20 protein-coding genes and 1 riboswitch are annotated in these 22,910 nt (G+C 58.4%); of the genes, 6 read left to right on the forward strand and 14 right to left on the reverse strand.

Annotated elements, in window-relative coordinates:
- Positions 1-75: 75 nt before the first annotated feature.
- The 5 genes from HNQ72_RS01970 to HNQ72_RS01990 form a co-directional block, all read right to left on the reverse strand.
- The gene (locus tag HNQ72_RS01970) at positions 76-600 is read right to left on the reverse strand and encodes a P-loop nucleotide/nucleoside kinase family protein (protein WP_183989330.1); all 525 of its coding nucleotides are present in this window, start codon (positions 598-600) and stop codon (positions 76-78) included.
- 66 nt (positions 601-666) lie between these two features.
- The gene (locus tag HNQ72_RS01975; RefSeq protein WP_183989331.1) at positions 667-1,266 is read right to left on the reverse strand and encodes an ABC-type transport auxiliary lipoprotein family protein; all 600 of its coding nucleotides are present in this window, start codon (positions 1,264-1,266) and stop codon (positions 667-669) included.
- A 26-nt stretch (positions 1,267-1,292) separates the two neighbouring features.
- Positions 1,293-2,663 (reverse strand): MlaD family protein, encoded by a 1,371-nt coding sequence (locus HNQ72_RS01980; RefSeq protein ID WP_183989332.1) that lies wholly within the window; start codon positions 2,661-2,663, stop codon positions 1,293-1,295.
- An 8-nt stretch (positions 2,664-2,671) separates the two neighbouring features.
- Positions 2,672-3,520, reverse strand: a complete 849-nt coding sequence (locus HNQ72_RS01985) for an ABC transporter ATP-binding protein (protein WP_373289349.1) — start codon at positions 3,518-3,520, stop codon at positions 2,672-2,674.
- Positions 3,521-3,531: 11 nt separating this feature from the next.
- Complete coding sequence (locus HNQ72_RS01990) at positions 3,532-4,674, reverse strand: ABC transporter permease (RefSeq protein WP_183989334.1); 1,143 nt, start codon at positions 4,672-4,674, stop codon at positions 3,532-3,534.
- A 112-nt stretch (positions 4,675-4,786) separates the two neighbouring features.
- Between HNQ72_RS01990 and dgcA the strand changes: the two genes are divergently transcribed.
- Positions 4,787-5,770 carry an N-acetyl-D-Glu racemase DgcA gene (dgcA, locus tag HNQ72_RS01995; protein WP_183989335.1) on the forward strand — a complete coding sequence of 328 codons (984 nt, stop codon included), beginning with the start codon at positions 4,787-4,789 and terminating at the stop codon, positions 5,768-5,770.
- Here dgcA and HNQ72_RS02000 read toward each other — a convergent pair.
- Together HNQ72_RS02000 and HNQ72_RS02005 are read right to left on the reverse strand one after the other, a co-directional pair.
- Positions 5,740-6,930, reverse strand: a complete 1,191-nt coding sequence (locus tag HNQ72_RS02000; RefSeq protein WP_244654267.1) for an MFS transporter — start codon at positions 6,928-6,930, stop codon at positions 5,740-5,742. The two genes, dgcA and HNQ72_RS02000, sit on opposite strands and share 31 nt — an antisense overlap.
- 115 nt (positions 6,931-7,045) lie before the next feature.
- Entirely contained in the window at positions 7,046-7,867 is an 822-nt protein-coding gene (locus HNQ72_RS02005) for a UDP-2,3-diacylglucosamine diphosphatase (RefSeq protein ID WP_373289401.1), read from the reverse strand.
- Positions 7,868-8,072: 205 nt separating this feature from the next.
- On the opposite strand from HNQ72_RS02005, the gene HNQ72_RS02010 reads away from it, so the two are divergent.
- Together HNQ72_RS02010 and HNQ72_RS02015 are read left to right on the forward strand one after the other, a co-directional pair.
- Positions 8,073-10,400: an NADP-dependent malic enzyme gene (locus HNQ72_RS02010; RefSeq protein ID WP_183989336.1), complete on the forward strand. Its 2,328-nt coding sequence runs from the start codon at positions 8,073-8,075 to the stop codon at positions 10,398-10,400.
- An 86-nt stretch (positions 10,401-10,486) separates the two neighbouring features.
- Positions 10,487-11,218 (forward strand): hypothetical protein, encoded by a 732-nt coding sequence (locus HNQ72_RS02015; RefSeq protein ID WP_183989337.1) that lies wholly within the window; start codon positions 10,487-10,489, stop codon positions 11,216-11,218.
- Here the strand turns inward: HNQ72_RS02015 and bluB are convergent, their stop codons facing one another.
- The 3 genes from bluB to HNQ72_RS02030 form a co-directional block, all read right to left on the reverse strand.
- Positions 11,219-11,905, reverse strand: a complete 687-nt coding sequence (gene bluB, locus HNQ72_RS02020; protein WP_183989338.1) for a 5,6-dimethylbenzimidazole synthase — start codon at positions 11,903-11,905, stop codon at positions 11,219-11,221.
- An 83-nt stretch (positions 11,906-11,988) separates the two neighbouring features.
- A riboswitch (cobalamin riboswitch) is annotated at positions 11,989-12,170 on the reverse strand.
- 29 nt (positions 12,171-12,199) lie between these two features.
- On the reverse strand, positions 12,200-13,036 hold the full coding sequence (locus tag HNQ72_RS02025; RefSeq protein ID WP_183989339.1) for a TolB family protein: 837 nt from the start codon (positions 13,034-13,036) through the stop codon (positions 12,200-12,202).
- Positions 13,037-13,046: 10 nt separating this feature from the next.
- The gene (locus tag HNQ72_RS02030) at positions 13,047-14,720 is read right to left on the reverse strand and encodes an NAD+ synthase (RefSeq protein ID WP_183989340.1); all 1,674 of its coding nucleotides are present in this window, start codon (positions 14,718-14,720) and stop codon (positions 13,047-13,049) included.
- A 197-nt stretch (positions 14,721-14,917) separates the two neighbouring features.
- Here HNQ72_RS02030 and HNQ72_RS02035 point away from each other — a divergent pair, with 197 nt between their 5' ends.
- Positions 14,918-15,337, forward strand: coding sequence for a TadE/TadG family type IV pilus assembly protein (locus tag HNQ72_RS02035; RefSeq protein WP_183989341.1), 420 nt, complete (start codon positions 14,918-14,920; stop codon positions 15,335-15,337).
- Positions 15,337-17,064, forward strand: coding sequence for a pilus assembly protein TadG-related protein (locus tag HNQ72_RS02040; protein ID WP_183989342.1), 1,728 nt, complete (start codon positions 15,337-15,339; stop codon positions 17,062-17,064). The genes HNQ72_RS02035 and HNQ72_RS02040 overlap by 1 nt, the downstream gene beginning before the upstream one ends.
- A 15-nt stretch (positions 17,065-17,079) precedes the next feature.
- On the opposite strand, the gene HNQ72_RS02045 is transcribed toward HNQ72_RS02040, so the two are convergent.
- The gene (locus tag HNQ72_RS02045) at positions 17,080-17,487 is read right to left on the reverse strand and encodes a winged helix-turn-helix transcriptional regulator (protein ID WP_183989343.1); all 408 of its coding nucleotides are present in this window, start codon (positions 17,485-17,487) and stop codon (positions 17,080-17,082) included.
- A 142-nt stretch (positions 17,488-17,629) separates the two neighbouring features.
- On the opposite strand from HNQ72_RS02045, the gene HNQ72_RS02050 reads away from it, so the two are divergent.
- Positions 17,630-18,520, forward strand: coding sequence for an SDR family oxidoreductase (locus HNQ72_RS02050; protein ID WP_183989344.1), 891 nt, complete (start codon positions 17,630-17,632; stop codon positions 18,518-18,520).
- Between the two features lie 84 nt (positions 18,521-18,604).
- Here HNQ72_RS02050 and HNQ72_RS02055 read toward each other — a convergent pair whose 3' ends face one another.
- From HNQ72_RS02055 to HNQ72_RS02065, 3 genes are all read right to left on the reverse strand, one after another.
- Entirely contained in the window at positions 18,605-19,051 is a 447-nt protein-coding gene (locus HNQ72_RS02055; RefSeq protein WP_183989345.1) for a GGDEF domain-containing protein, read from the reverse strand.
- Positions 19,052-19,229: 178 nt separating this feature from the next.
- Positions 19,230-20,078, reverse strand: a complete 849-nt coding sequence (locus tag HNQ72_RS02060) for a response regulator (protein WP_183989346.1) — start codon at positions 20,076-20,078, stop codon at positions 19,230-19,232.
- Between the two features lie 200 nt (positions 20,079-20,278).
- The gene (locus tag HNQ72_RS02065) at positions 20,279-22,783 is read right to left on the reverse strand and encodes a mechanosensitive ion channel domain-containing protein (protein ID WP_244654268.1); all 2,505 of its coding nucleotides are present in this window, start codon (positions 22,781-22,783) and stop codon (positions 20,279-20,281) included.
- Positions 22,784-22,910 lie beyond the last annotated feature (127 nt).

Genomic DNA, 22,910 nt, shown 5'->3' on the forward strand with positions numbered 1-22,910 from the left:
GGAGCTTAATCGACGAGACGAACAAAAAAGGCCGCCTCTTTGGGCGGCCTTTTTGTTTGATAAAGCGGGAACGGCTTACTGCTCTTCCTGAACCGCTATGAAATCCTGATCGATCTGCAATGCCGAGATCAAATCTACAACGGTCTGCTCCGGCGATCTGCCAGCTGTATCTACGACCAGCGGCTCGGTCTCCCAGTCCTCGAAAATACGCGCCTCGGTCGAGGTCCAGCTTGGCTTGATCAGACCCGGAACATCACTCACGCGTGTCTCGACACGATGGCGATGTTCGACCTTGTCCGAACACTTGACCCAGATTTCAGAGGCCGGCACGCCTTGCCGTTCCGCGACGGCCCGCCATGCCCTGCGAGTTATTGTCAGGCTGTTCACCGAATCCGCGACAACGATATGTCCGAGTGCGAGATTATCCTCTGCCACACCATAGGCCACCATATATCCAGCGGGGCCCACTTCGACCCCGGTATTGCGGATATTCTGCTCGATTGTGTCGACGCGCACATGAACGGCGCCAAGACGGCGCGCCAAAGCTTTTGCGAGGGTCGTCTTTCCGCTACCGGGCAAGCCTGCGAGAATAATCAGCATCAGCATCTTTCCCCAATTGTCGCGGACGATTCGAATCTGGGAAAGTTTACCGCGCCGGCTGCAAAATCACATCGATTTCAAAGCCCAGTCGACGATCTCGCCGCCGACCTTCGCATAGGCCCGGTCAAGCGCTTCGATAAAGTCGCTATTCTCTGTCCCGCGAACCGGCGAGCTTCCCTTGAAGACCGACTGAGCTCGGACGCTGCCATTTCTATCGTTGAGAATTTTTGCCGAAATCTCGACATTGGCAACTCGGCTGCCACCGGTCGTAACCTCGAAAGCCCGGATGTCCGTGACGACCTGATAATCAATCGCCAGCCCCTGCCCCGGTTTACCGACGCCGCCTACTCGGCCTGAGTTTTCAAAAGCCTCGACCAGCTTCGACTGAACCAGTCGCGGCAGGCGATCACCCCAACGGGAATTGGCAAGATACTGCACCTCGGACGGAGACACGCGGACCACGACCTGCTCGCTATCCAGCATTTTTACTGCAGTCGGTTCCGGTACGAGGATCTGTCGGTTCTTCACCGAAGGACCATCGGTTGCAGGTGTCAGCGACAGATCGAAGGTGTCGTTGTTCGCCTTTGTGCCGCAACCGCTGACCAGGACGGCCAGCAAGGGCAAGGTCAACAGCCAGGAACGATGCGGAAACTTGGATGCACTCATAAACGTCCTACCCTTGGCCTTTTGCCTTAGCGTCTCGTTCTGCCGTCATATTCCTTGACGGTTTCGCCGCCGAAGATAAGCCGTTGCGGATTCTGGTCGAAATTGGTGATGGTCTGGTTCAGCGAATTCACCGTGCGCCGCGTGTCATCCACCAGAGCCTTCACGTCGCCAAGACCGCTGGACGAAAAGCGCTGCAGGTTATCGGCGATCGGCCCGACACGTGCGTTGATGTTGTCAGCCACGGTACGGAAGGATTCGAGCGTCTTGCGTGCCTCGGCAAACAGGCCTTGCGAGTCGTCGCTGGACACGAGGCCATCAACCTTTGCGAGGATGCCATCGACGCGGCTGGACGCGTTGTTGAGCTTGGTCGCCAGTTCGGTGAAATCGGTGATGGCCTTGTTGATATCGTCAGAGCGATGCGAAACATCGTCGACCACGCTGCGGGCAGAAGCCAGCGTCTGGCGTGCATCTTCCGAGGCTGCCGAGATGTTCTGGATCGCCGTCCCCACCTGGCTCGGATCGACGGCCGCAAGCAGGCTGTCAGCCCGTGACAGAACCCCTTGTGCGTCGCTGCCGACCTGCGCAAAGCTCGTCGCTGCCGTCCTTACGGTCTCGACGAGCGGGCCGAAATTGTCGGACGCATTGGCGACGTTGCGCGTCACCCGCTCGGTATTACCGACGATCTGGTTGATGCGTTCGGCATCGATCGCACGAACCAGTTGGTCGGCGGCTTCGAGCGTCGAGTTGAGCGTGCCGGAAACCCGGTCGACGGTTGCCGAGAGAGTGGAGAGGCTATGCAGGAATTCGTCAATATTGCCGGAATTATTGCTGAGTGCAGCAGTAAAGGTCTCAACGTTACGGATAGTCTGGGTGAGCGGCCCGCGTGCATCAACGACAAATCCCTGGATGTCGCCGATTGCCTGATCGGCTCGCTCAAGGATCTTGTCGGCCGTCGCCAGAAGGTTTGTCACGCTCGACTGGTCTGCGATCAACACGGCGGGTCGCCCCGCCTCCATCGACTTCTGAAGGATATTTTCCTCGCCCTTGGCGCCGCCGGAAAGCTCGATATAGGCAGCACCCGTCAGGCCCTGCACTTCCAGTACGGCCTTCGTAGACTGGTAGACAGGCGCATCGGCGCGCACTTCGGTAAAGGCGATCGAATAACGCGGATCATCCGGATCGATCGTCAGGCCGCGCACAGAACCGACCGCAATACCATTGAAACGCACGGGAGAGCCGACCGAGAGACCGTTTGCGGAGCCGGGAATGCGAATCGCAAGCTCGGCCATAGGCCCGCCGCGACCGGATTGCGCCATCCAGTAGACGAAACCGAAGGCGGCCGCGATGACCAGCAGTGTGAAGAAACCCACCAGGGCGTAATTTGCTTTGGTTTCCATGGGTTGGATCACTTCCCTGCGTCTGTCGGGCCTGCGTCTGCCGGCGGCTGGTTTTCATTGGTCACGACGGTGCGAGCACGCTTGCCGCGGAAATAGGACTGGACCCACGGATCATCAAACTCGAACATATCCTGCAGCGTACCTTCCACCAATACCCGTTTCTGTCCGAGCACGGCAATACGGTCACAGACCGAAAACAAGCTGTCCAGATCGTGGGTGACCATATAGACGGTCAGGCCCAGCGTGTCGCGAAGCTTGGCGATCAGCGCGTCGAAATCAGCGGCACCAATCGGATCGAGACCAGATGTCGGCTCGTCGAGGAAGACGAGGTCGGGATCGAGCGCCAGAGCGCGTGCAAGTGCGGCACGCTTGATCATGCCGCCGGAAAGCTCCGACGGATACTTGTCCGCAGCGTCTGGCGGCAGACCAACCATTTCGAGCTTCACGTAAGCGAGCTCATCCATCAGCGACTGCGGAAGGTCGAGATATTCACGCATCGGCAGCTGGATGTTTTCCTTCACCGTGAGTGCGGAAAACAGCGCGCCATGCTGGAAAAGGACGCCAAGCCTGGTGTCGAGTGCAATGCGCTCCTCGTCCGAAGCCTTCTCGTAATTTGCGCCCAGGATTTCGATCGCCCCCGAACGGTGCGGAAGCAGGCGCAGGACAGTGCGCATCAGTACTGACTTGCCCGTACCCGATGCACCGACGAAACCGAGGATTTCGCCGCGATAGATATCTAGGTTGAGATTGTCGAGAACGATCTTGTCGCCAAACCCGACCGTCAGATCTCGCACAGAAAGCACGACCTGACGGTCGTCCTTTGCGCTTTTCTCTATGGTTTGCTGCTCATCTGCCAAATCCATGTCTCCTAGAAGTCGATCGCGGAGTAGAAGATGGCGAAAAGCGCATCGATAAGAATGACGGCGAAGATGGCTTTGACCACCGATGCCGTTACATGTTGACCAAGAGATTCGGCGCTGCCACCAACCTTCATGCCCTCGACAGCAGCAACTATGCCGATCGCGAGCGCCATGAACGGCGCCTTGATCATCCCTGAAGCGATGGACGTATGGTCGATCGCTTCATGGAGACGCGACAGATAAGTGTCGAAAGTGATGCCGGAATAGAGCAACGCGACAATCGCTGCACCATAAAGAGCCGCGAAATTGGCGATGATGGTCAGCAAGGGCAATGCAATCGTCAGAGCCACAAGCCGCGGGAAAATCAGCACACCAATCGGATTGAGGCCGATCACCGTCAACGCATCGATCTCTTCGCGCATCTTCATCGAGCCGATTTCGGCGGTGATCGCACTGCCCGATCGGCCGGCGATCATGATGGCGGTCAAAAGCACCCCGATTTCGCGAAGCTGCAGGATGCCGACCAGGTCGACGACGAAGATTTCGGCGCCGAAATAGCGCAACTGGAAGGCACCCTGCTGGGCGATGATCGCGCCGATCAGGAAGGACATGAGCACGATGATCGGCACGGCGCGCACGCCCATGCGGTCGATATGGGTGACGACGGATGCCGGAGAGACACCGGCGCCGCGACCGAATTTAAGCTGGGCGCCACGGACCGCCGAGCCGAGAATGTTCATCGCGGCGTAAAAATCGCTGCCGACTTCATAGACAAGCTTTCCGGGCGGCGTGAAAACGCGCTCGAAAAAGCTGCGCTTGTCGGCGGCGGGAGCCGGCGGCGCAGGCGTTGTCTCGGGCAGCGCGCCGATCAGTTCCTCGATCGTGCCATTGCCGCCGGAAAGCGATGCCTCTCGCCCCTCGCCGCTTTTCGCCGTCATCAGACGACGAATCAGCCATGCGCCTGCAGTGTCGATTGCGGAGATGCCGGAGAGGTCGATTTCAACCTTGCCCTGTTCGCCCGACTTCTGGAACTGGTCGAGATCCTTGAGAACCGCGGAGACGGAATGATTACGCCAATCGCCTGTAAGAACATACCGTTCACCGCCATCCGGCAAGGCTTCACTGTTGATTTTTGCCAGATTGGAACTCACGGGGTGCGGGTGCTCGCTTCAAATGGTCTCTGCCGCAATGCATTGATTGCGCTTCGGGAAAACGCAATATAGCCGCATCGGCCGGATTTGCCACAACAGGACGCTTAAAACGATGCCCCGTCACCTTGAAGCAACAATCGAGGCTTTCCCGATCGCAGGCACATTCACTATTTCGCGCGGGTCTAAGACCGAGGCGGATGTCATCGTCTGCACCATCTCGGAAGACGGAGTTTCCGGTCGCGGCGAATGTGTTCCCTATCGCCGTTATGGCGAGACGATGGACGGAGTGATGGCCGACATACTGGCGGTTTCAAAGGGAATCGAGGGTGGGCTGACGCGAAATGAACTGCAGTCGGCGATGAAACCCGGAGCTGCCCGCAACGCCGTCGACTGTGCTTTATGGGACCTCGAAGCGAAGCAATCCGGCCGCAGCGTCGCAGCATCGATCGGCGCAACAGGTCAGGATCCGATCGTCACCGCCTTCACTTTATCGCTATCGGATGCGGTGGCGATGGGCGCGGATGCCAAGAAGAATCGCGAACGACCGCTCCTGAAGATAAAACTTGGCACGCCGGACGACGAATCAAGGCTGCGGGCCGTGCGCGATTCGGCCCCGGATGCGCGGATCATCGTCGACGCCAATGAAGGCTGGACCGAGGATAACGTAGAGCGGCATCTGGCCATTGCCGCCGAGTTGAACATATCGCTGATCGAGCAGCCGCTTCCCGCCGGCAAGGACGAGATGCTTTCGCGGATAAAGCGGCTGGTGCCGATCTGCGCCGACGAGAGCGTCCACTCGACTGCCGATCTAGCCTCCCTGCGCAACCGGTATGACGCAGTAAACATCAAACTCGACAAGACCGGCGGGCTGACCGAAGCGCTAGTGATGAAGGCGGAAGCCCAACGGTTGGGGTTTCAGATCATGGTAGGCTGCATGGTTGGAACATCGCTTGCCATGGCACCCGCAGTGCTTCTGGCGCAGGATACAGACTATGCCGATCTCGACGGACCGCTGCTTCTTGCCCTCGACCGTGCGGGTGGGCTTCGTTATGAGGGCTCGCTCGTCTATCCGCCGCTGCCCGAACTCTGGGGCTGAGAACGGGTCGCAAGCGCCAGCACGACAAGTCCGATCACAGCCAGAATAGCCATGACGAAATAGCCGTAAATCTCCAGTTGCCGGTAGATGACGCCGGCAAGCAGCGTCGAGATCGCCAGGAATGCACCGTTATAGGCGACATAGACGCCCTGCGCCGATGCCTGCTGATCCTCTGCAACCATTTCCGACAGACGGTATTGCAGCCCCAGATGAACACAGGCGAAGCTGAAAGCGTGGAAAATCTGCAGGATCCCGTAATACCAGACATCCGAGCCGAACGGAAAGAACACCCAGCGCAGGATCGCCATCAGGCAACCGAAACGCAGCAACCCCAAGGGCGTGAGGCGTCTTGCAAGGCCGCCGGAGATGAAAAAAATGCCGATTTCGGCAATCACGCCAATGCACCAGAGCGCGGAGATCACGGCATTCGAAAAGCCCATGCCCTGCCACTGGATCGTGCTGAAACCGTAAAACATCCCGTGGCTCGACTGGATGAGCGATGCACCGATCAGTAGGAGATGGACGGAAGCACCGAGTGGACGGCGTAATGTCCTTGGAGACTGTTCGACCGTGCGCCTGCTGATCGTCTGGTCAAGCCGAGGCGCGATGAAGGCAACGGCAAATGAAGTCAGAAGCACCGCAACCAGCATCAGCGGGATCGCGATATTGCCGATTGCGGTCGAAAGGCTTCCGGCGACCAGCGTCGTCACGACAAAACCAACCGATCCCCAGACCCGCATCTTCCCGTAGTGAAATCCCCAGCGCTTGACGCCAGAGATCGAGATCGATTCAACGATCGGCGTATAGGGGGCAAACAACGCGGCCTGTACTGCCACGGCGGCAAGCACGACCCAGAAATCGCCGCTGACCAGCAGACCGAGAACGGAAACTATCGACGTCGCCGCTGACCAGGCGAGGATATGGCGCGGATCGCGAGCACGGACACTGAGAGAGCCCGTCCCCATGGCCACAAAAACGCGAAACACCACTTGGGCCGCGAGGATCGCGCCGATCTGCATTGCGCTGAAATTCAGGCCATGCAGCCACACGGGCAAGTAAGGCACGAGAATGCCGTTGAGCGACATCGGTGCGGCATAGGCGAGCGAGCAGCGAAGCTGGAACTGCGGCGGAGCAGCAGACGATTTTGCAGAAATGTTCACGGAATCACAAACGGCGATGAAAGTCTGCGAAGACTATCACCGCCGTTTGTAATGAAAACCGGATTACACGTTTTATGCGAAAACAAAGTGTATCTGTCGTGAAGATTTCGTCAGGTCAGGCAGCCTGCATGTTCTTCGTCTTCGCCGGTGCCGGCAGGGCATGCAGCTCGGCTGTCACCTTGATGTCGCGCCAGGTAATCAGTTCAAGCGTTCCGTCATGATGTTCGGCAATTGCCGTGCAGCTTTCCACCCAGTCGCCGGTATTGACGTAATGGATGCCGTCGATATCGGTCATCACCGCGTGGTGAATATGGCCGCAGATGACGCCATCGACCTTGCTGCGCCTTGCCTCGTCGGCGACGACCTTCTGGAACTCACCGATGAAATTGACCGCATGCTTGACCTGCAGCTTCGCCCAGGCAGAGAAAGACCAGTAAGGCATGCCCAGACGACGGCGGGCCGCCGCAAGCACGACGTTGATGGCGATTGCCACGTCATAGGCCCAGTCGCCCAGATAGGCGAGAAGGCGAGCGTTGCGCACGACCACGTCGAATTCGTCGCCGTGAAGCACGAGATATTTCTTGCCGTCAGCCATCTCATGGATCGCACGATCCGCGACTTCGATGCCGCCGAAATGGGTGCCCGGAAAATCCCGCAGGAATTCATCGTGATTGCCGGGGATATAGACGATGCGGGTGCCCTTGCGCGCCTTGCGCAACAGCTTCTGAACCACGTCGTTGCAGCCTTGCGGCCAGAACCAGCTGCGCTTCAGCCGCCAGCCGTCGACAATGTCACCGACTAGGAACACCGTATCCGCTTCATGATATTTGAGAAAATCCAGCAGGAGTTCCGTCCGCGCCGCCTTCGAGCCGAGATGCACGTCGGAGATGAACAAGGTCCTGAAATTCCTGGTCTCACCTGTCGCTGTCACGGAAATCGTCCTTTCATAGCCAGCCCCGCCGCCTGAAAACCAGAGTCTTGTTTCAGGATGATGACAGGAGGTCTTTTCGGTGCGACAGCTGCCCCTTGGGAATTCCTTACATCGATCAAATTAGCTGCTGTTACACGGCGCTGTTTGATGTAATGAGGGGCCGCATTCTCCCCATATGGACCGGGAAAAACAGACTAAAGCAGGAGCGAGCATGGACGCGCAGGATAAATCAAAGTCGGCCCCACCGAGCAGTGCGGATCTTGACGAACAGGCGCTGTTCTTCCACCGGCATCCGCGTCCGGGCAAACTGGAAATCCAGGCGACCAAGCCGCTCGGAAACCAGCGCGACCTAGCGCTCGCCTATTCTCCGGGTGTTGCAGCCCCCTGCCTCGCAATCCGCGACAATCCGGAAGCCGCTGCCGAATATACGGCGCGCGCCAATCTCGTTGCGGTCATTTCCAATGGTACGGCCGTCCTCGGGCTCGGCAATATCGGCCCGCTTGCATCCAAGCCGGTGATGGAAGGCAAGGCTGTCCTGTTCAAGAAGTTTGCCGGTATCGATGTTTTCGATATCGAGATCGATGCTGCCGGCATCGATGAGATGGTCTCGACCGTCTCTGCGCTCGAGCCGACCTTCGGCGGCATCAACCTTGAAGACATCAAGGCGCCTGAATGTTTCGAAGTCGAGCGCCGGTTGCGCGAGAAGATGAACATCCCGGTCTTCCATGACGACCAGCACGGTACCGCCATCATCGTTGCAGCCGCGATCCTGAATGGCCTGGAATTGGCCGGCAAGTCGATCACCAACGTCAAGATCGTCACGTCGGGCGCCGGTGCAGCCGCACTCGCCTGCCTCAATCTTCTCGTTTCGCTCGGCGCGAAGAAGGAGAATATCTGGGTCCACGACATCGAAGGCCTCGTCTATGAAGGCCGTACCGAGCTGATGGACGAATGGAAGTCGGTCTATGTGCAGAAGAGCGACAATCGCGTTCTCGCCGACAGCATCGACGGTGCAGACGTCTTCCTCGGCCTTTCTGCCCCGGGCGTGCTGAAGCCAGAACTGCTTGTGCGCATGGCGGAAAAGCCGCTGATCATGGCGCTTGCCAATCCGACGCCGGAAATCATGCCCGAACTCGCCCGTCAGGCGCGTCCGGATGCAATGATCTGCACCGGCCGGTCCGACTTCCCGAACCAGGTGAACAACGTTCTCTGTTTCCCGTATATCTTCCGCGGCGCGCTCGATTGCGGCGCAAGCACGATCAACGAGGAAATGAAGATGGCCGCGGTCAAGGCCATCGCAGCGCTTGCCCGTGAAGAAGTGTCGGATGTCGCGGCGAAGGCCTATTCCGGTGAAACGCCGATCTTTGGCCCGACCTATCTCATTCCGTCCCCCTTCGATCCGCGCCTCATCCTGCGCATTGCCCCGGCTGTTGCCCGTGCTGCCGCAGAAAGCGGCGTTGCCGCCCGTCCGATCCAGGATTTCGAAGCCTATCTCGACCAGTTGAACCGTTTCGTCTGGCGGTCCGGCTTTGTCATGAAGCCGATCTTCGCGACAGCCAAGGCATCGGAAAAGAAGCGCGTCATCTTTGCCGAAGGCGAAGACGAGCGCGTGCTGCGCGCTGCCCAGGTTCTGCTTGAAGAAGAGATTGCCCGCCCGATCCTGATCGGCCGTCCTTCCGTCATCGAGGCGCGCCTGCAGCGTTTCGGCATCCGCATCCGCCCGGATGTCGATTTTAGCGTCGTCAATCCGGAAGACGATCCGCGTTACCGCGAATATGTCGAGGATTACTTCGCATTGGTCGGCCGCAGCGGTATCAATCCGGAAGCCGCCCGCACGATCGTGCGCACCAACAACACCGTGATCGGTGCGCTGTCCGTCAAGCGCGGCGAAGCCGATGCACTGATCTGCGGTGTAGAAGGCCGTTACGATCGCCACCTGCGCGACGTCAACCAGATCATCGGCAAGCGTCCCGGTGCCTGCACCAATGCCGGCCTCAGCCTGTTGATCTCCCAGCGCGGCGCAATGTTCTTCACCGACACGTTCGTGAACTACAATCCGACTGCCGAGGAGATTGCCGAGATCGCCATCCTTGCAGCTCACGAAGTTCGCCGATTCGGTATCGTGCCGAAGGCCGCGCTGATCTGCCATTCGAATTTCGGCTCCCGCGATTCGGAAAGCGCCCGCAAGATGCGCGCCGCTCTGGAAATCATCCGCAAGGATGCGCCGGAACTCGAGGTGGATGGCGAAATGCAGGGTGGTTCGGCGCTCGACGAGGTACTGCGCAAGCGCGCCATGCCGAACAGCGCACTGACCGGTGAAGCCAATCTCCTGGTCTTCCCGAACCTCGACGCCGCCAGCATTTCGCTCGGTCTGGTGCGCACGATGATGGAGGGGCTGCATGTCGGCCCGATCCTGCTCGGCACAGCCAAGCCGGCACACATCCTGTCGCAGACGGTCACATCGCGCGGCGTCGTCAACATGGCGGCTCTTGCCGTCGTGGAGGCTTCTCAGGCGGAACCGCTTGCGCTGGTGAAATGACAAGAGATGCGGGAAGCTTCAAGGCAAGCTTCCCGCATGTTCGACATGCCAGGTTGATCCCCGCAGAGCCATGCGACAGGTGAGACATGACATTTTCCAAGCCGCAGATGCTGACATCACTGATGCTTGCTTCGCTGCTTGCGCCTCAGGCAGCCTTTCCGCGCGATGTCGAGGTCTGCGCCAATCTCTATCGCCGCCTCAACGGCACACCGCAGATCATCGGCACGAGCAGCAATGTGCGTCGCTACGCGCAGGATCTGAGCGCGCTCAACGCGGATATCCGGCAACTCAGGATCGATATGCGCAGGCAGGGTTGCGGCAGCGGCAGCATCGTGGCGCTGGGAGCGCCTTCCGACGGCGATGATGAATGCGGTTACATGCAGGACACGCTGCAACGGCTGGAGGATGAGCGCGCGGTAATCACCGAGCAACGCAACAATACCCGCTCGCTACTGCAGCCATCGGAAGAGCGCGTCGCGATCTTGTCGGCGATCCGCTCCAACAATTGCACGCCAACCGACCTCGATACCCAGACGGACCTTGACGATAAAGAACGCCTGCGGATCCGGGGGCTGGCACTGCCAGGGCCGGGAGAAGAGACGCAGACCGGGCCAAAGGCGGACGATCCGAATTCCAGCATTACCCATCTCGGCAGCGCGTCAACTACGCCAGCGAGAGAAGCACCCGTGCAGTTCCCGCCGGATCGTCCCTATGATCCCGGCAAAAAGATTCGCTCCGTCGGGCCGCAATTCTTCCCCGAAGAAGACATCGACCTCGCCAATCCGAAATCCAGCGGCCCCCAGCAGCTGCAGCCTTGATTATTTCTGGCCCCAGCCGTCCTTGAAGACGAGTTCCTCCAGAGGAAGGCGCTGGCGCCAGCCCTTGATCGCGAGTTCCGGTTCTCCGTAAAGCTGATCGACATAACCGAGGCACAGCCAGGCGACGATCTCGACGCGCTGCGGAATGCCGAGGAGCGCCCGAACATCCTCATCGCGAAAGATGCTGACCCAGCCGACGCCGATCCCTTCTGCGCGCGCTGCGAGCCAGAGGTTCTGAACGGCGCAGACGGTCGAATAACTGTCCATACGGCTGTTGTGGGTTCGCCCCAGAACCACCGGGCCGGCGCGGTCCGGATCGCTGGTGACGCAGATCGAAAGCGGCGCCTTTCTGATGCCCTCAAGCTTGAGGCTTCTATAGGTGCTGCGCTTCTCCTCAGGAAACATCGCCTCGGCTTCTTCATTGGCGCGCGAGAACGCCTCCCATGCGGACTGGCGAACAGTCTCGTCCCGGATCAGGATGAAATTCCAGGGCTGCATGAAACCGACCGACGGCGCGGCATGTGCAGCATCGAGCAATCTGCGCAGCACATCATCGGGAATCGGGTCGGAGAGAAACTGGTCGCGCACGTCGCGCCGCGTTTCGATGGCGCGATAAACGGCGGCACGCTCATCATCGGTAAAAGCTTCGGCGGCCACGAGGCCATTGTTCAAATTATCAGGTCGCATCGTCTTTCCCCAACAACGCCTGCGGATTGCTGCCGCCGTCACGGCTTGGCGCAATCCACCCAACCTGCCCGCCGTCCGCGCGGATCGGTCCATCTCGCCAGGCCGGTCTTCTGACTGGGCTTCATCCGCTTATCGCCGCCTTCCCGGAGTAATCCAGTGGCATGAATACGACGAGCGTCGGCCTCACAGCGTTGGGCACGTGCCGGAATTTCACCGGCTTCCCGATTCTCCCATCGAAGATGGGCACCTGACGGATGCCCTTATGCTGATTGATACCGGCTGACGCAAGGCCGTTCACGCCGCAGGGAAATACCTGACATAGGCGAATTCATCACCATCCGGTGACCAGTTGGGCGAGTTCATCGTGCCCTGCCCGCCAAACAGTTCGAATAGCGTTTCGACATTGCCGCCATCCGCATCCATCAGCCGGACGCGAACGTGCTGGTCACGCGGATGATCGAAGACCTCAGCGTCATAGGAAACGAAAACGACCTTGTCACCTTTGGGTGACAGATGCGGGAACCAGTCGCCATAGTTGCTGTCGGTGATACGCTCGGCCGCGCCGCCGGCCGACGGAACACGCCAGATCTGCATCAGCCCGGTGCGGCTGGAGTTGAAATAGATCCACTTGCCGTCCGGGGAATAATCCGGCCCGTCATTGCGGCCCTCGCCGAAGGTCAGCCGCGTCTCGTTCTTCCCGTCAATGCCGATCATATAGATATCGAAGACCTGATCACGGATGCCGCAATAGGCGAATGTCTTTCCGTCCGGCGACCAGCCATGCCAGTAGGATGGCAGGTTTTCGGTGACGAGCCTCGGCTTGCCGCCCTCGGCCGGCATAACGTAGATCGCCGATTTCCCGAACTCCACCTTGTCGGAAACGGCGATCAGCGTGCCATCCGGAGAGATGCCGTGATCGTTGTTGCAGAGCGTCGCAAAGCCCGTATCGACCCGTTGCGGGGCAGCATCACCATCCAGAGACAGGCGATAGATCAGGCCATCGGCATTGAGCATCAGATAGTCACCATTCGGCGACCAGTTCGGCGCTTCGAACAGTTCATCCGTCTGCCAGACCACCCGGCTCTGGCGGGTGTGGATATTGTAGATCTCGACAGAGCTTCGTAGCGCCACGACGACCTCCTTACCGATCGCGAAAACGGTTGGTGATCGGGTAACGGCGATCGCGGCCGAAGTTCTTCTTGGTGATCTTCACGCCGGGAGCCGACTGACGCCGCTTGTATTCGGCGAGATAGAGCAGATGCTCGATGCGATGAACGGTTGCAACGTCATGGCCGCGTGCGACGATGTCTTCCGTGCCCATTTCCATTTCAACGAGGCATTCGAGGATGTCGTCCAGAACCGGATAGGGCGGCAGCGAATCCTGGTCCTTCTGGTCGGGTCGAAGCTCGGCCGAGGGCGCTTTGGAAATGATGTTTTTCGGGATCACTTCGCCAGACGGTCCGAGCGCGCCTGCCGGAAGATGCTCATTGCGCCATTCGGCCAGCGCATAGACCTGCATCTTGTAGAGGTCCTTGATCGGATTGAAGCCGCCGTTCATGTCGCCATAAAGCGTCGCGTAGCCGACCGACATTTCCGACTTGTTGCCGGTCGTCACAACCATCGAGCCGAACTTGTTTGAAATCGCCATCAGGATCGTGCCGCGCGTACGGCTCTGAAGGTTTTCCTCGGTAATGCCCTGATCCGTGCCTTCGAACATGTCGGAAAGCGATGCGAGAAAGCCTTCGACCGGCTCCGAAATTGGCACGATGTCGTAGCGGCAACCCAGCGCCCTGGCGCAATCGGCAGCATCCTTGAATGAGTCTTCGGACGTGTAACGATAGGGCAGCATGATGGTACGCACCCTCTCCTCGCCCAGCGCGTCGACGGCGATCGCGGCGCACACAGCCGAATCGATGCCTCCCGAGAGGCCCAGCACGACCGACTTGAAGCCGTTCTTGTTCACGTAATCACGGAAGCCGAGCAGGCAGGCGTGGTAGTCAGCCTCTTCCTTTTCGGGAATACGGACCATCGGGCCTGGCTGGCAGCGCCAGCCACCCTCTTCCCGTCTCCAGTCGGTGACGACAAAGGCGGTCTCGAATTGCGAAAGCTGAAAGGCCAGCGACTTGTCGGCGTTGAAGGCGAAGCTTGCACCGTCGAAAACAAGTTCGTCCTGGCCACCGAGCTGGTTTGCAAAGATCAGCGGCAGACCGCTTTCGATAACCTGACGCAGCGCCACCTGATAACGGACATCCAGCTTGCCGCGATAATAGGGAGAACCGTTTGGCACGAGCAGGATTTCCGCACCGCTCTCGGCCAGCGTCTCGCAGACGCCCATGTCGTTCCAGATTTCCTCGCAGATCGGAACGCCGATGCGAACACCCCTGAAATTATAGGGGCCGGAAATCGATCCTTCGGTGAAGACACGCTTCTCGTCGAATTCGCCGTAGTTCGGCAGATCGATCTTGTCGCGGATGGCGATGATCTTGCCGGCATCGAGCAGTGCGACGGAGTTATGCCGCCCTGCCTCGCCCTGACGCGGAAAACCGATCAGCACACCCGGTCCGCCATCCGCAGTCTCTGCCGCCAGCGTCTCCACGGCCTTGAGGCAGGCCTTCAGGAAGGAGGGCTTGAGCACGAGGTCTTCCGGCGGATAGCCCGAAATGAAAAGCTCCGTCAGCATCAGCAGATCGGCGCCCTCACGGGCAGCGTCACGGCGAGCCTCACGGGCCAGAGCGAGATTGCCGGCGACATCGCCGACCGTCGGATTGAGCTGGGCAACAGCGATACGCAAGGTCTTGGGATCGGTCTGGGTCATGACCGAGATTTAATGCGGTGACGCAAATGCCGCAACGGTCTTTGGCGGCAATTTTCCACAACGATTGCCGGCCTGCACTCGATCGTCAAATCGTATTCTCACAACTTCAGGCAACTTCGCTATATTCAATGCATCTACTTTAGTAATGCCTTAATTGATGATGCCGATAATCCGACAAAAAAGCTCGGAGGAGACGGATGCATATCCGGCGGTTCATCACCCACAGTTCAGGCGCTGCGGCGGTCGAATTCGCCATCGTCTCACCCCTTTTCTTTATCGCCCTGCTCAGCATGATCGCCTACGGCATCTATCTGTCTGCTGCCCATTCAGTTCAGCAACTGGCGGCAGACGCTGCGCGCACCGCCGTTGCCGGCCTGAGCGATACAGAGCGCAAAACTCTTGCTACCGATTTCATCAATCGCTCAACGATAGATAGTACGCTTCTCGACAAATCCAAGCTGACACTGACCGCACAGGCCGACCCCGGCAATCCGAACCAGTTCACCGTCGCCCTTACCTATGACGCCAGCAACCTGCCGATTTTCAATCTGTTCACCTATGCGATGCCGAGCAGCCAGATAAAACGGTTCGCAACGGTTCGTGTCGGAGGCATCTGATGCAACAGATCAAACGATGGTTCCGTGACCGTCGCGGCAACGTCGCCATCACGGCCGCTTTGTCCCTGCCGATTATGATCAGCGCGCTGGCACTCGGCGTCGACTATGGCTACCTGACGCTGCAACAGCGCGAACTTCAGACGACTGCCGACCTTTCGGCAATTTCAGCCGCTGCGAACCCCAGCAGTCCTGAGACTGGTGTCGTGGACTATATGAACCTCAACAACAAGAACATCGCCGTCCTGAAGAACGGCCAGTTGTTGAACAAAGGCGCACCGGTCGCCTTCAGCCTGGAAACCGTGTTCGACAAGTTCGAGGCTTATGCCGAAGTGATCGCCGGAAAATATCAGGCAGATCCGTCCGTTGCCGTCGGCACTCGATTCCAGTCCGGTGTCGCCCCCTATGACGCCGTCCGCGTGACCGTCTATCAGAAGGGGGGCCTCTTCTTTGGCGGTTCACTGGCGAAAGCGCCTATGCTGAACGCCAGCGGTACGGCCGCGATCGACAGGATGGCGGCATTTTCTGTCGGCTCGCGGCTTGCGAGCCTCAATGGCGGCGTGGTCAACGCCTTGCTCGGCAATATCCTTGGCACCACCTTGTCGTTGTCGGTGATGGACTATCAATCGCTGGCCAATGCCAATGTCGATCTGCTCAAGGTCTTTGATCAGCTGGCGATCAAGCTGAACCTGACGGCCGGCACCTATAACGATCTGCTCAATACCGACATTTCTTACGGTACCCTTCTGAATGCCATCGGCCAGACGACCGGAGTAACGCCTGCCGTCGCAGCGATCGTCAAGTCGCTGGAGAAGACGCTCGGCACGACCAAGCTTACCATCAAGCTGAAGGACATCATGGATATCGGCCCGCTCGGATCCCGACTGATCGGCAAGAGCGATGGCCTGGCGGTTCAGACCGACATATTCAACCTGATCAGCGCCACGGCACACGCCGCAAACGGCGGCACCAACCAGATAGATCTCGATCTCGGCGCAACAATTCCCGGCCTCGGCGGCCTGACCTTGTCGGTTGCGATCGGCGAGCCGCCGGTCGGATCCAAGGCTCTGGGCATTGGCAGAACAGGGTCGATCGTACGAACTGCCCAGACCCGCGTCGCGCTGACGACGACGGTCGACGGCATTACCGGCCTGCTAGGCATCAGGATCAAAGTGCCGCTCTATCTCGAAGTTGCTCATGCGGAAGGCCGCATGGTGTCGATCAGTTGCCCCAGCGGATCGACAGGCGCGACGGTGAATGTCGAGGCTGTTCCCGGAGTGCTGGAACTGTCGCTCGGCGATGTAGACAAATCCGCCTTCGCAAATTTCGGCAAGGACCCACGGGTGACCAAGACCAGGATGGTTGCCACGCCTGCACTAAACCTGACGGCGCTTGCCTATGCCAACGCAACGAACGTCAACGCAACGCAGCTGTCTTTCTCCCCGTCTGACATATCGAGCCAGAAGGCAAAACATGCATCGACGAAAAATACCGTCTCGACGCTTGTGGATTCGTTGCTCAAGAACCTGCAGCTCGAAGTCGAAATCCTTGGACTGAGGGTCGAGGTGCCGTCCGCATTGCTCGGTGGCCTCGCAGATACGTTGAGGCTGCTGACCACGCCACTCGATCAGGTTCTTTACAGCGTGTTGTCCACCATCGGCGTGAAGGTCGGGGAAGTCGACGTGCGGGTCGGTGGCGCCTCATGCCGCAATCCGGTCCTCGTCCAGTAGGTCAGTCTCTGAACCTTATCCCAATTCGCTTGCGTCATATTTCGCACGTGCAGCCTTGACGGCAGCGTGGTTTTCTCCGGCCCAGGCAAGCACCTTCGATAAGGGGGCAAACAGCGAATGGCCGAGTTCAGTCATGCGATATTCGACGCTCGGAGGCTTGGTCGGAAAAACCTGCCGATCAATATAACCGTCGCGCTGGAGATCGCGCAAAGTCTGTGTCAGCATCCGCTGGGAAATATCCGGCACAAGCCGCCGCAACTCTCCGAACCTGTATGGCCGCTGCGCAAGTGCCTCCAGAAGAAGGGTCGACCACTTGCCGGCAATCTGGTTCATCACATCGCGCACCGGACAGTTCCCCGCATCCCACGAAGACGTCTCGCATGGCTCTCCCGCAAGCACGCTAACTCGTGGTGCATTGTCCATTGTAGTGGTTCCCTTTTGGTAACGATCTCCCGGAAATGTGCCTCCTTTACATCGGGGCGTCAATTCCTATTCTAGTGCTAGTCTCTTTTTGAGACCAACAATTATGCCGGGATAATCCGGCGGCATTGCAAGAGGAAACGACATGACCAAACTTCTCGTCACCGGCGCCGCCGGCCAGCTCGGCCGTGCAGTTCTGCATCACCTCCTGGAGACATCGAAAGTTTCGCCAGGCGACATCGTCGCAGCAAGCCGCGACACGTCAAAGCTTGCCGATCTTGCCGCAAAGGGCGTTGAAACCCGCAAGGCAGACTTCACCGATGAAGCCGGCCTCGTTGCGGCCTTCGCCGGCATCGACCGCATCCTGATCATCTCGACTGACGATCTTGCTACGCCCGGTGGCCGCCTCAGGCAGCATAAGACAGCTGTCGCGGCAGCTGCCAAGGCTGGCGTCAAGCACATCCTCTATACATCCATGCCGAACCCTGACAGGTCGCTGGTCAGCTTCGCGCCTGATCATCTCGGCACCGAAGAAGCAGTCAAGGCAACAGGCATCCCCTACACGATCCTGCGCAACGCCTGGTACGATGATAACTACCTGCTGTCGATGCCGCACAATCTTCAGACCGGGACCTGGTATACGGCTTACGGCACGGGCAAGGTTTCCAATATCAGCCGTGACGATTGCGCCCGCGCGGCCGCCGCAGCCCTTGCCAATCCGCCGGCCGGCAGCACCACCCTTACCCTCACAGGATCCGAAAGCCTGAACGCCGAAGAGATCGCAGCGCTTGTCTCCAAGGCCTCTGGCAAACCGCTCAATGTCGCGCATGTCACCGACGAACAGCTGGCTGGCGGATTGACCTCGGCCGGCCTGCCTGATTTTCTGGTCAAGATGCTGGTATCTGCCGACGCCAACATCCGGGCCGGAAATTTCGATCTGGTAACCAGCGATTTTGAAAAGCTCACGGGCAGCAAGCCGCAGGCTCTCTCCGTTTACCTTGCCAATAACAAGGATGCGCTTCTTAGCGCGCACTGAACCATAACAAGGGCATAAAAACAGCAACGCCGGCAAGCAATCTCACGCTCTGCCGGTGTTGCGGGATCTACGCCTCCGATCCGCTCAATGAGCAGCAATCGCAAACGTATGATCGGAGACCACTTGATTGCGGCCGGACATTTTTGCCATGAATAGAAACTGTTCGGCCGCATTGAGATAGTTATCGAACGTTTCAGGCCCGTAGACTTCGGCAACCCCGACCGAAACGGTGATATTTATCATCTCGCCCTTCCAGCCGATTGGCCGTAGCGACAGCTCATACCGCAGGCGATCAAACGCCTCCGTCGCCGTATCGGAGGTCAACCCGACGAGAAGAAGGCCGAACTGGTCCTGCCCGAGATGAGCCACGGATATGTCCAGATCAGAGGAAAGCTGGATAAGATTGGCGCCGAATTCCTGAAGCACGTGATCGGCACAATCCGGACCGTGCTGCTCGGAAATCCTGAACAGCCGGTCTATATCGACGATGGCGATAGAGCATGCCCGCTCTCCCTCGATGCAATCGGACACGATCGGCCCTCCCAGCCGATAGAAGTCCCTTATGGACAACATTGTACGACCTGCAGCCACGATAGGGAGATACACTCCGTCAAGCGCTTCGATGGCGCCTTGCACCGAAGAGCTATTAGTATCCGACCTTTGACGTTTCTGGCTTACAATGTAGGGCATGCGGCACCTGTCTCAGTGTTCAGGCGACATTTTTGATATCGCCGACGCTTCGAGCCGACCGCATCGAACGGATCTGTATGAGCGTGTCGAGGTTCTGGTTGACACGGCAATAGAACTCTTCGTCGATGAACGGTCGCAACATGAAATCGTTGCCGCCAGCTTTCAGGAAGCGGGCAGACAGGTGCCGGTCGGAAGACGACGATACACCAATGATCCGCAACTCGTGAGAGCCTCGAACCGACCGAATACGACGGGTAAGCTCGAAACCATCGATATCGGGCATGTTGTAATCGGTGATCACCAAGCCGATATCGCCGTTCTTCTTAAGAATCTCGAGTGCCTTGGCGCCGTTTTCTGCAGTGCTGACGCGGAAATTGTACCGTTTCAGGCGGCTGGAAAGAAGCGCCCGTGCGGTCGGGCTGTCATCGACGATCAAGACGTGATGGCGATGATTGGTAAGGAACCTGCATACCGACTCCGCCAGCATCTCGACGGCGAACACATTGTCCTTGAGGATGTAGTCGACAATGTCCTTTGTCAGCAGCTTGTCGCGTGTTTCCTGATGAAACGTACCGGTGAACACGATGGTGGGGATGGACAGATCGATGAGGTATTCGAGCGCCTCGCCGTTTTCTGCCCCGGGCAGATTGATATTGGAGATCGCGAGCATGATCGGATCGGTCGACCGATCGTATGCCAGTTGGAGATCCTCGAAATTACGACATATCTCGATGTCGATATCGAACAACTCCTTGAGCCGCATGCCGATCATCGATGTGAAGACATTGGAGTCCTCGGCCAGAAGAATGCGGGATTTACCAAGCGATTCACCGGAATACTGCATCCCGGAAATACCAAGGAATGTCATTGTTGACCCTTACAAATAAAATCATGCCCCTGAACACGGTTTTATTCGGCGTGATTTGCAGAACGGTTAACTCGCCGGCTCAATTCAAAACAAATCGAGCCGGGAGAAAGATCTCGTTATCAATTAGGTCAATGAATCATGGCGATGTATGCTTAACCGATAGAGAACTCGGTGGTTAAAGCTGTGCAAGCGAATGCTCGTTACGCTCCGCCCCGCACGTCAGGTTCTTCCGGAAAAATAGGAAGACCGCGGTGATAGACGACTTCCGATCGAGGGAACGGTATCTCCACGCCCTGCTCGCGGAAGCGTTTTAATATCTCGATGCGTATAGCGTTGCGAATACGCAGCCCTTCGGACATGTCGGCCAGATGGAAGCGCAGTTCGAAATCCAGCGACGATCCGCCGAAGGCCAGAAACTCGACATGCGGCCCCGGATTTCGAAGGATCTCCGGCACTTCCGAAACGATATCCAGCAAAATCGCGATTACCTTTTCGGGGTCGCTTTCGTAGCTGGTCGAAACCTTGATTTCGGATCTCTGTATCCGGTTCTTCAGTGTCCAGTTGCCCACGGCCGCATTGATGAGGTCGGAATTCGGAACGATGATAGCCTGTTGGCGAAACGTCTCGATTTCCGTGGCACGAACGGAAATTCGTTTCACGATACCTTCCGTTGCTCCCGTCACGACATGGTCACCGACCTTGAAAGGTCGTTCGACCAGCAGGATCAGGCCGGACACGAAGTTCGACACGATGTTCTGCAAGCCGAAACCGATACCGACGGAGAGCGCCGAAGCAACGAGAGCGAGGTTGGAAAGGTTGATACCGGCCGCCGAAACGCCGACGATCACCGCAAGCCCGACACCCAGATAACCAATACCCGTCTTTACCGAGTTCCGGACGCCTATATCGACATGGCTGCGGGCAAGAACGTTTCCGTCGATCCACTTCTGCGCCCAACGGGTGAGGATGTAGCCCAGCGCGAACAGAAGCAGGCCGCCGAATATGCCGACGATTGAAATCGAGATGCTGCCGATCCGGAATTCCGTGAAGAAGCTGACGACCCAGGACTCAATATCCGTGATCTGGAAGCCCCAGGTAATCAGGATCAGCGGAATGCCGAGCGCCAGCGCCACCGCATAGATCCCAAGTCCAACCAGAAGCCCCGCCTGGTCAAGCCCGACGTCACCGAAGCGATACCGCTCCACCAGCCGCCTTCCAAGCGCAGTATCATTGAATGCGCCGCGCTTCGATATCGCCTTGCCTGACAGGAGGCCGATATAGATGAGCGCAAGCACCGCCCCGGTTAGAACGATCTGCGTTGAGGCAAAGCGCGCAAGCCCCACATATCCCGCAATCACGCATAACAGCAGCAGCCCGCCCATGACACGCAAGGTGACCGTGAAGTAACGAGGCCAGGGACGCCCCTGCCCCGTAGCATCCTCACCCTCGGCCATGACCGGACGGATGAACGATATCGCGATCAGAATGAAACCGATAACGACCGAGGCGATCAGGCTTTTTGCGATCGTCAGCACCAGCGGCGAACCGAGCGCCACGCTGACGGCACCCAACAGGTAATCCAGTCCGTTTGTCACCGCCATGGCGATGATCGCTAGACTGAGCAGGCGCGCGCCCCTGTCCGTGATCCTGACCAGCCTCCAGCCAGTCTCGTGCGGAGCAAGCGCCGCATAGGTCAGCTTCCAGACGAAATGCACGAACCAGATAAAACCGAAGAATGTCGCGATCATGGGCGCCACATCCGGGCGCAGCACGTTGAATCCTTCAAGGAAAAGATAGGAGGTTACCAGAAATGCCGCGAAGGTGATGCTGTGCATGACCGTCGACCAGAACGTATAGGAAAGGCGCTTGATATAAGCGGGGTTATCGCTGTTGCTGCGCTGAAGAAAGCGGCCGAAGAGCCGGTATCCGCCAGCGAGGAAAAGGAATGCCGCGCCGACGGAGAGTGCAATCGCACCAAGCAGCGAAAACGCCTTGAACCTGATGACGAAACTGCCCCAGCTTCCGATCGTCGAATAAAAATCTCGCATTTCGGTGACGAACGCATTGCCCGCATCGACAAAAGCGTCGGGCGTCAACTCCGTATGCCGGAACAATGTCTGCGCAAATAGCGTTCGGCGCAGGTTGGTTATCATGTTGGCGAGTTGCGTTGCGCTGTTTGACAGGCTGCCCGCATCATCGACGATCAGGTTGAGCTGAGACCGCTCGTTCTCCAGCTTGCTTCTCTCCTCCGCGACTGCTGGCGCTTCTGCCGGCTGACCCGCGGCAGGCGGCTCCCCGAGGCTGGTCAGGCGGCCCTGGATCTGTTCGACGCGCACCTTCATCGCATCCGAAGCGACACGCATCTCCTCGACGATCGCTTCCGCCTTCACTCTTATGTCCGCGAGCTTTGCATCGTCATCCGGCGTGCTCTGCACGCTTTCGCGAAACGCATTGAGTTGCTGCCTCAAGCCATCCAGCTTGTCCTTCATCTCGATATTGATGGAGTCACTCGTGACATCGGTCGGAACGGACTGGCCGGCCTGTACCTGCTCCGATGACCGAGCCTCTGGTGAAGACTGAGCCGCGGCGTCGAGAACGAAGGTCGAAGAAACGGCAAGAAAGAGGATCAGGGCAATCGGCAGGCGCCCGTGGCGGCGATCAAAAGCTGCGCCGAAAAGGCGTCTGAGGAAAAAGGATGGGGTCACTGGTCTCTCGTCTTGCTAACCGAATCGGCTGGCAAAATAGGGGCTGTTCAAGGCGAAGAAAAGGAATGTTGCCCTTCTAATAAAGTGAACGGGAACTCTGGAACATTTTGGCGCGTTACCTGCCGCA

Origin of the sequence: Aliirhizobium wenxiniae, from assembly GCF_014201355.1 — a bacterium.
Lineage (GTDB): Bacteria > Pseudomonadota > Alphaproteobacteria > Rhizobiales > Rhizobiaceae > Neorhizobium > Neorhizobium wenxiniae.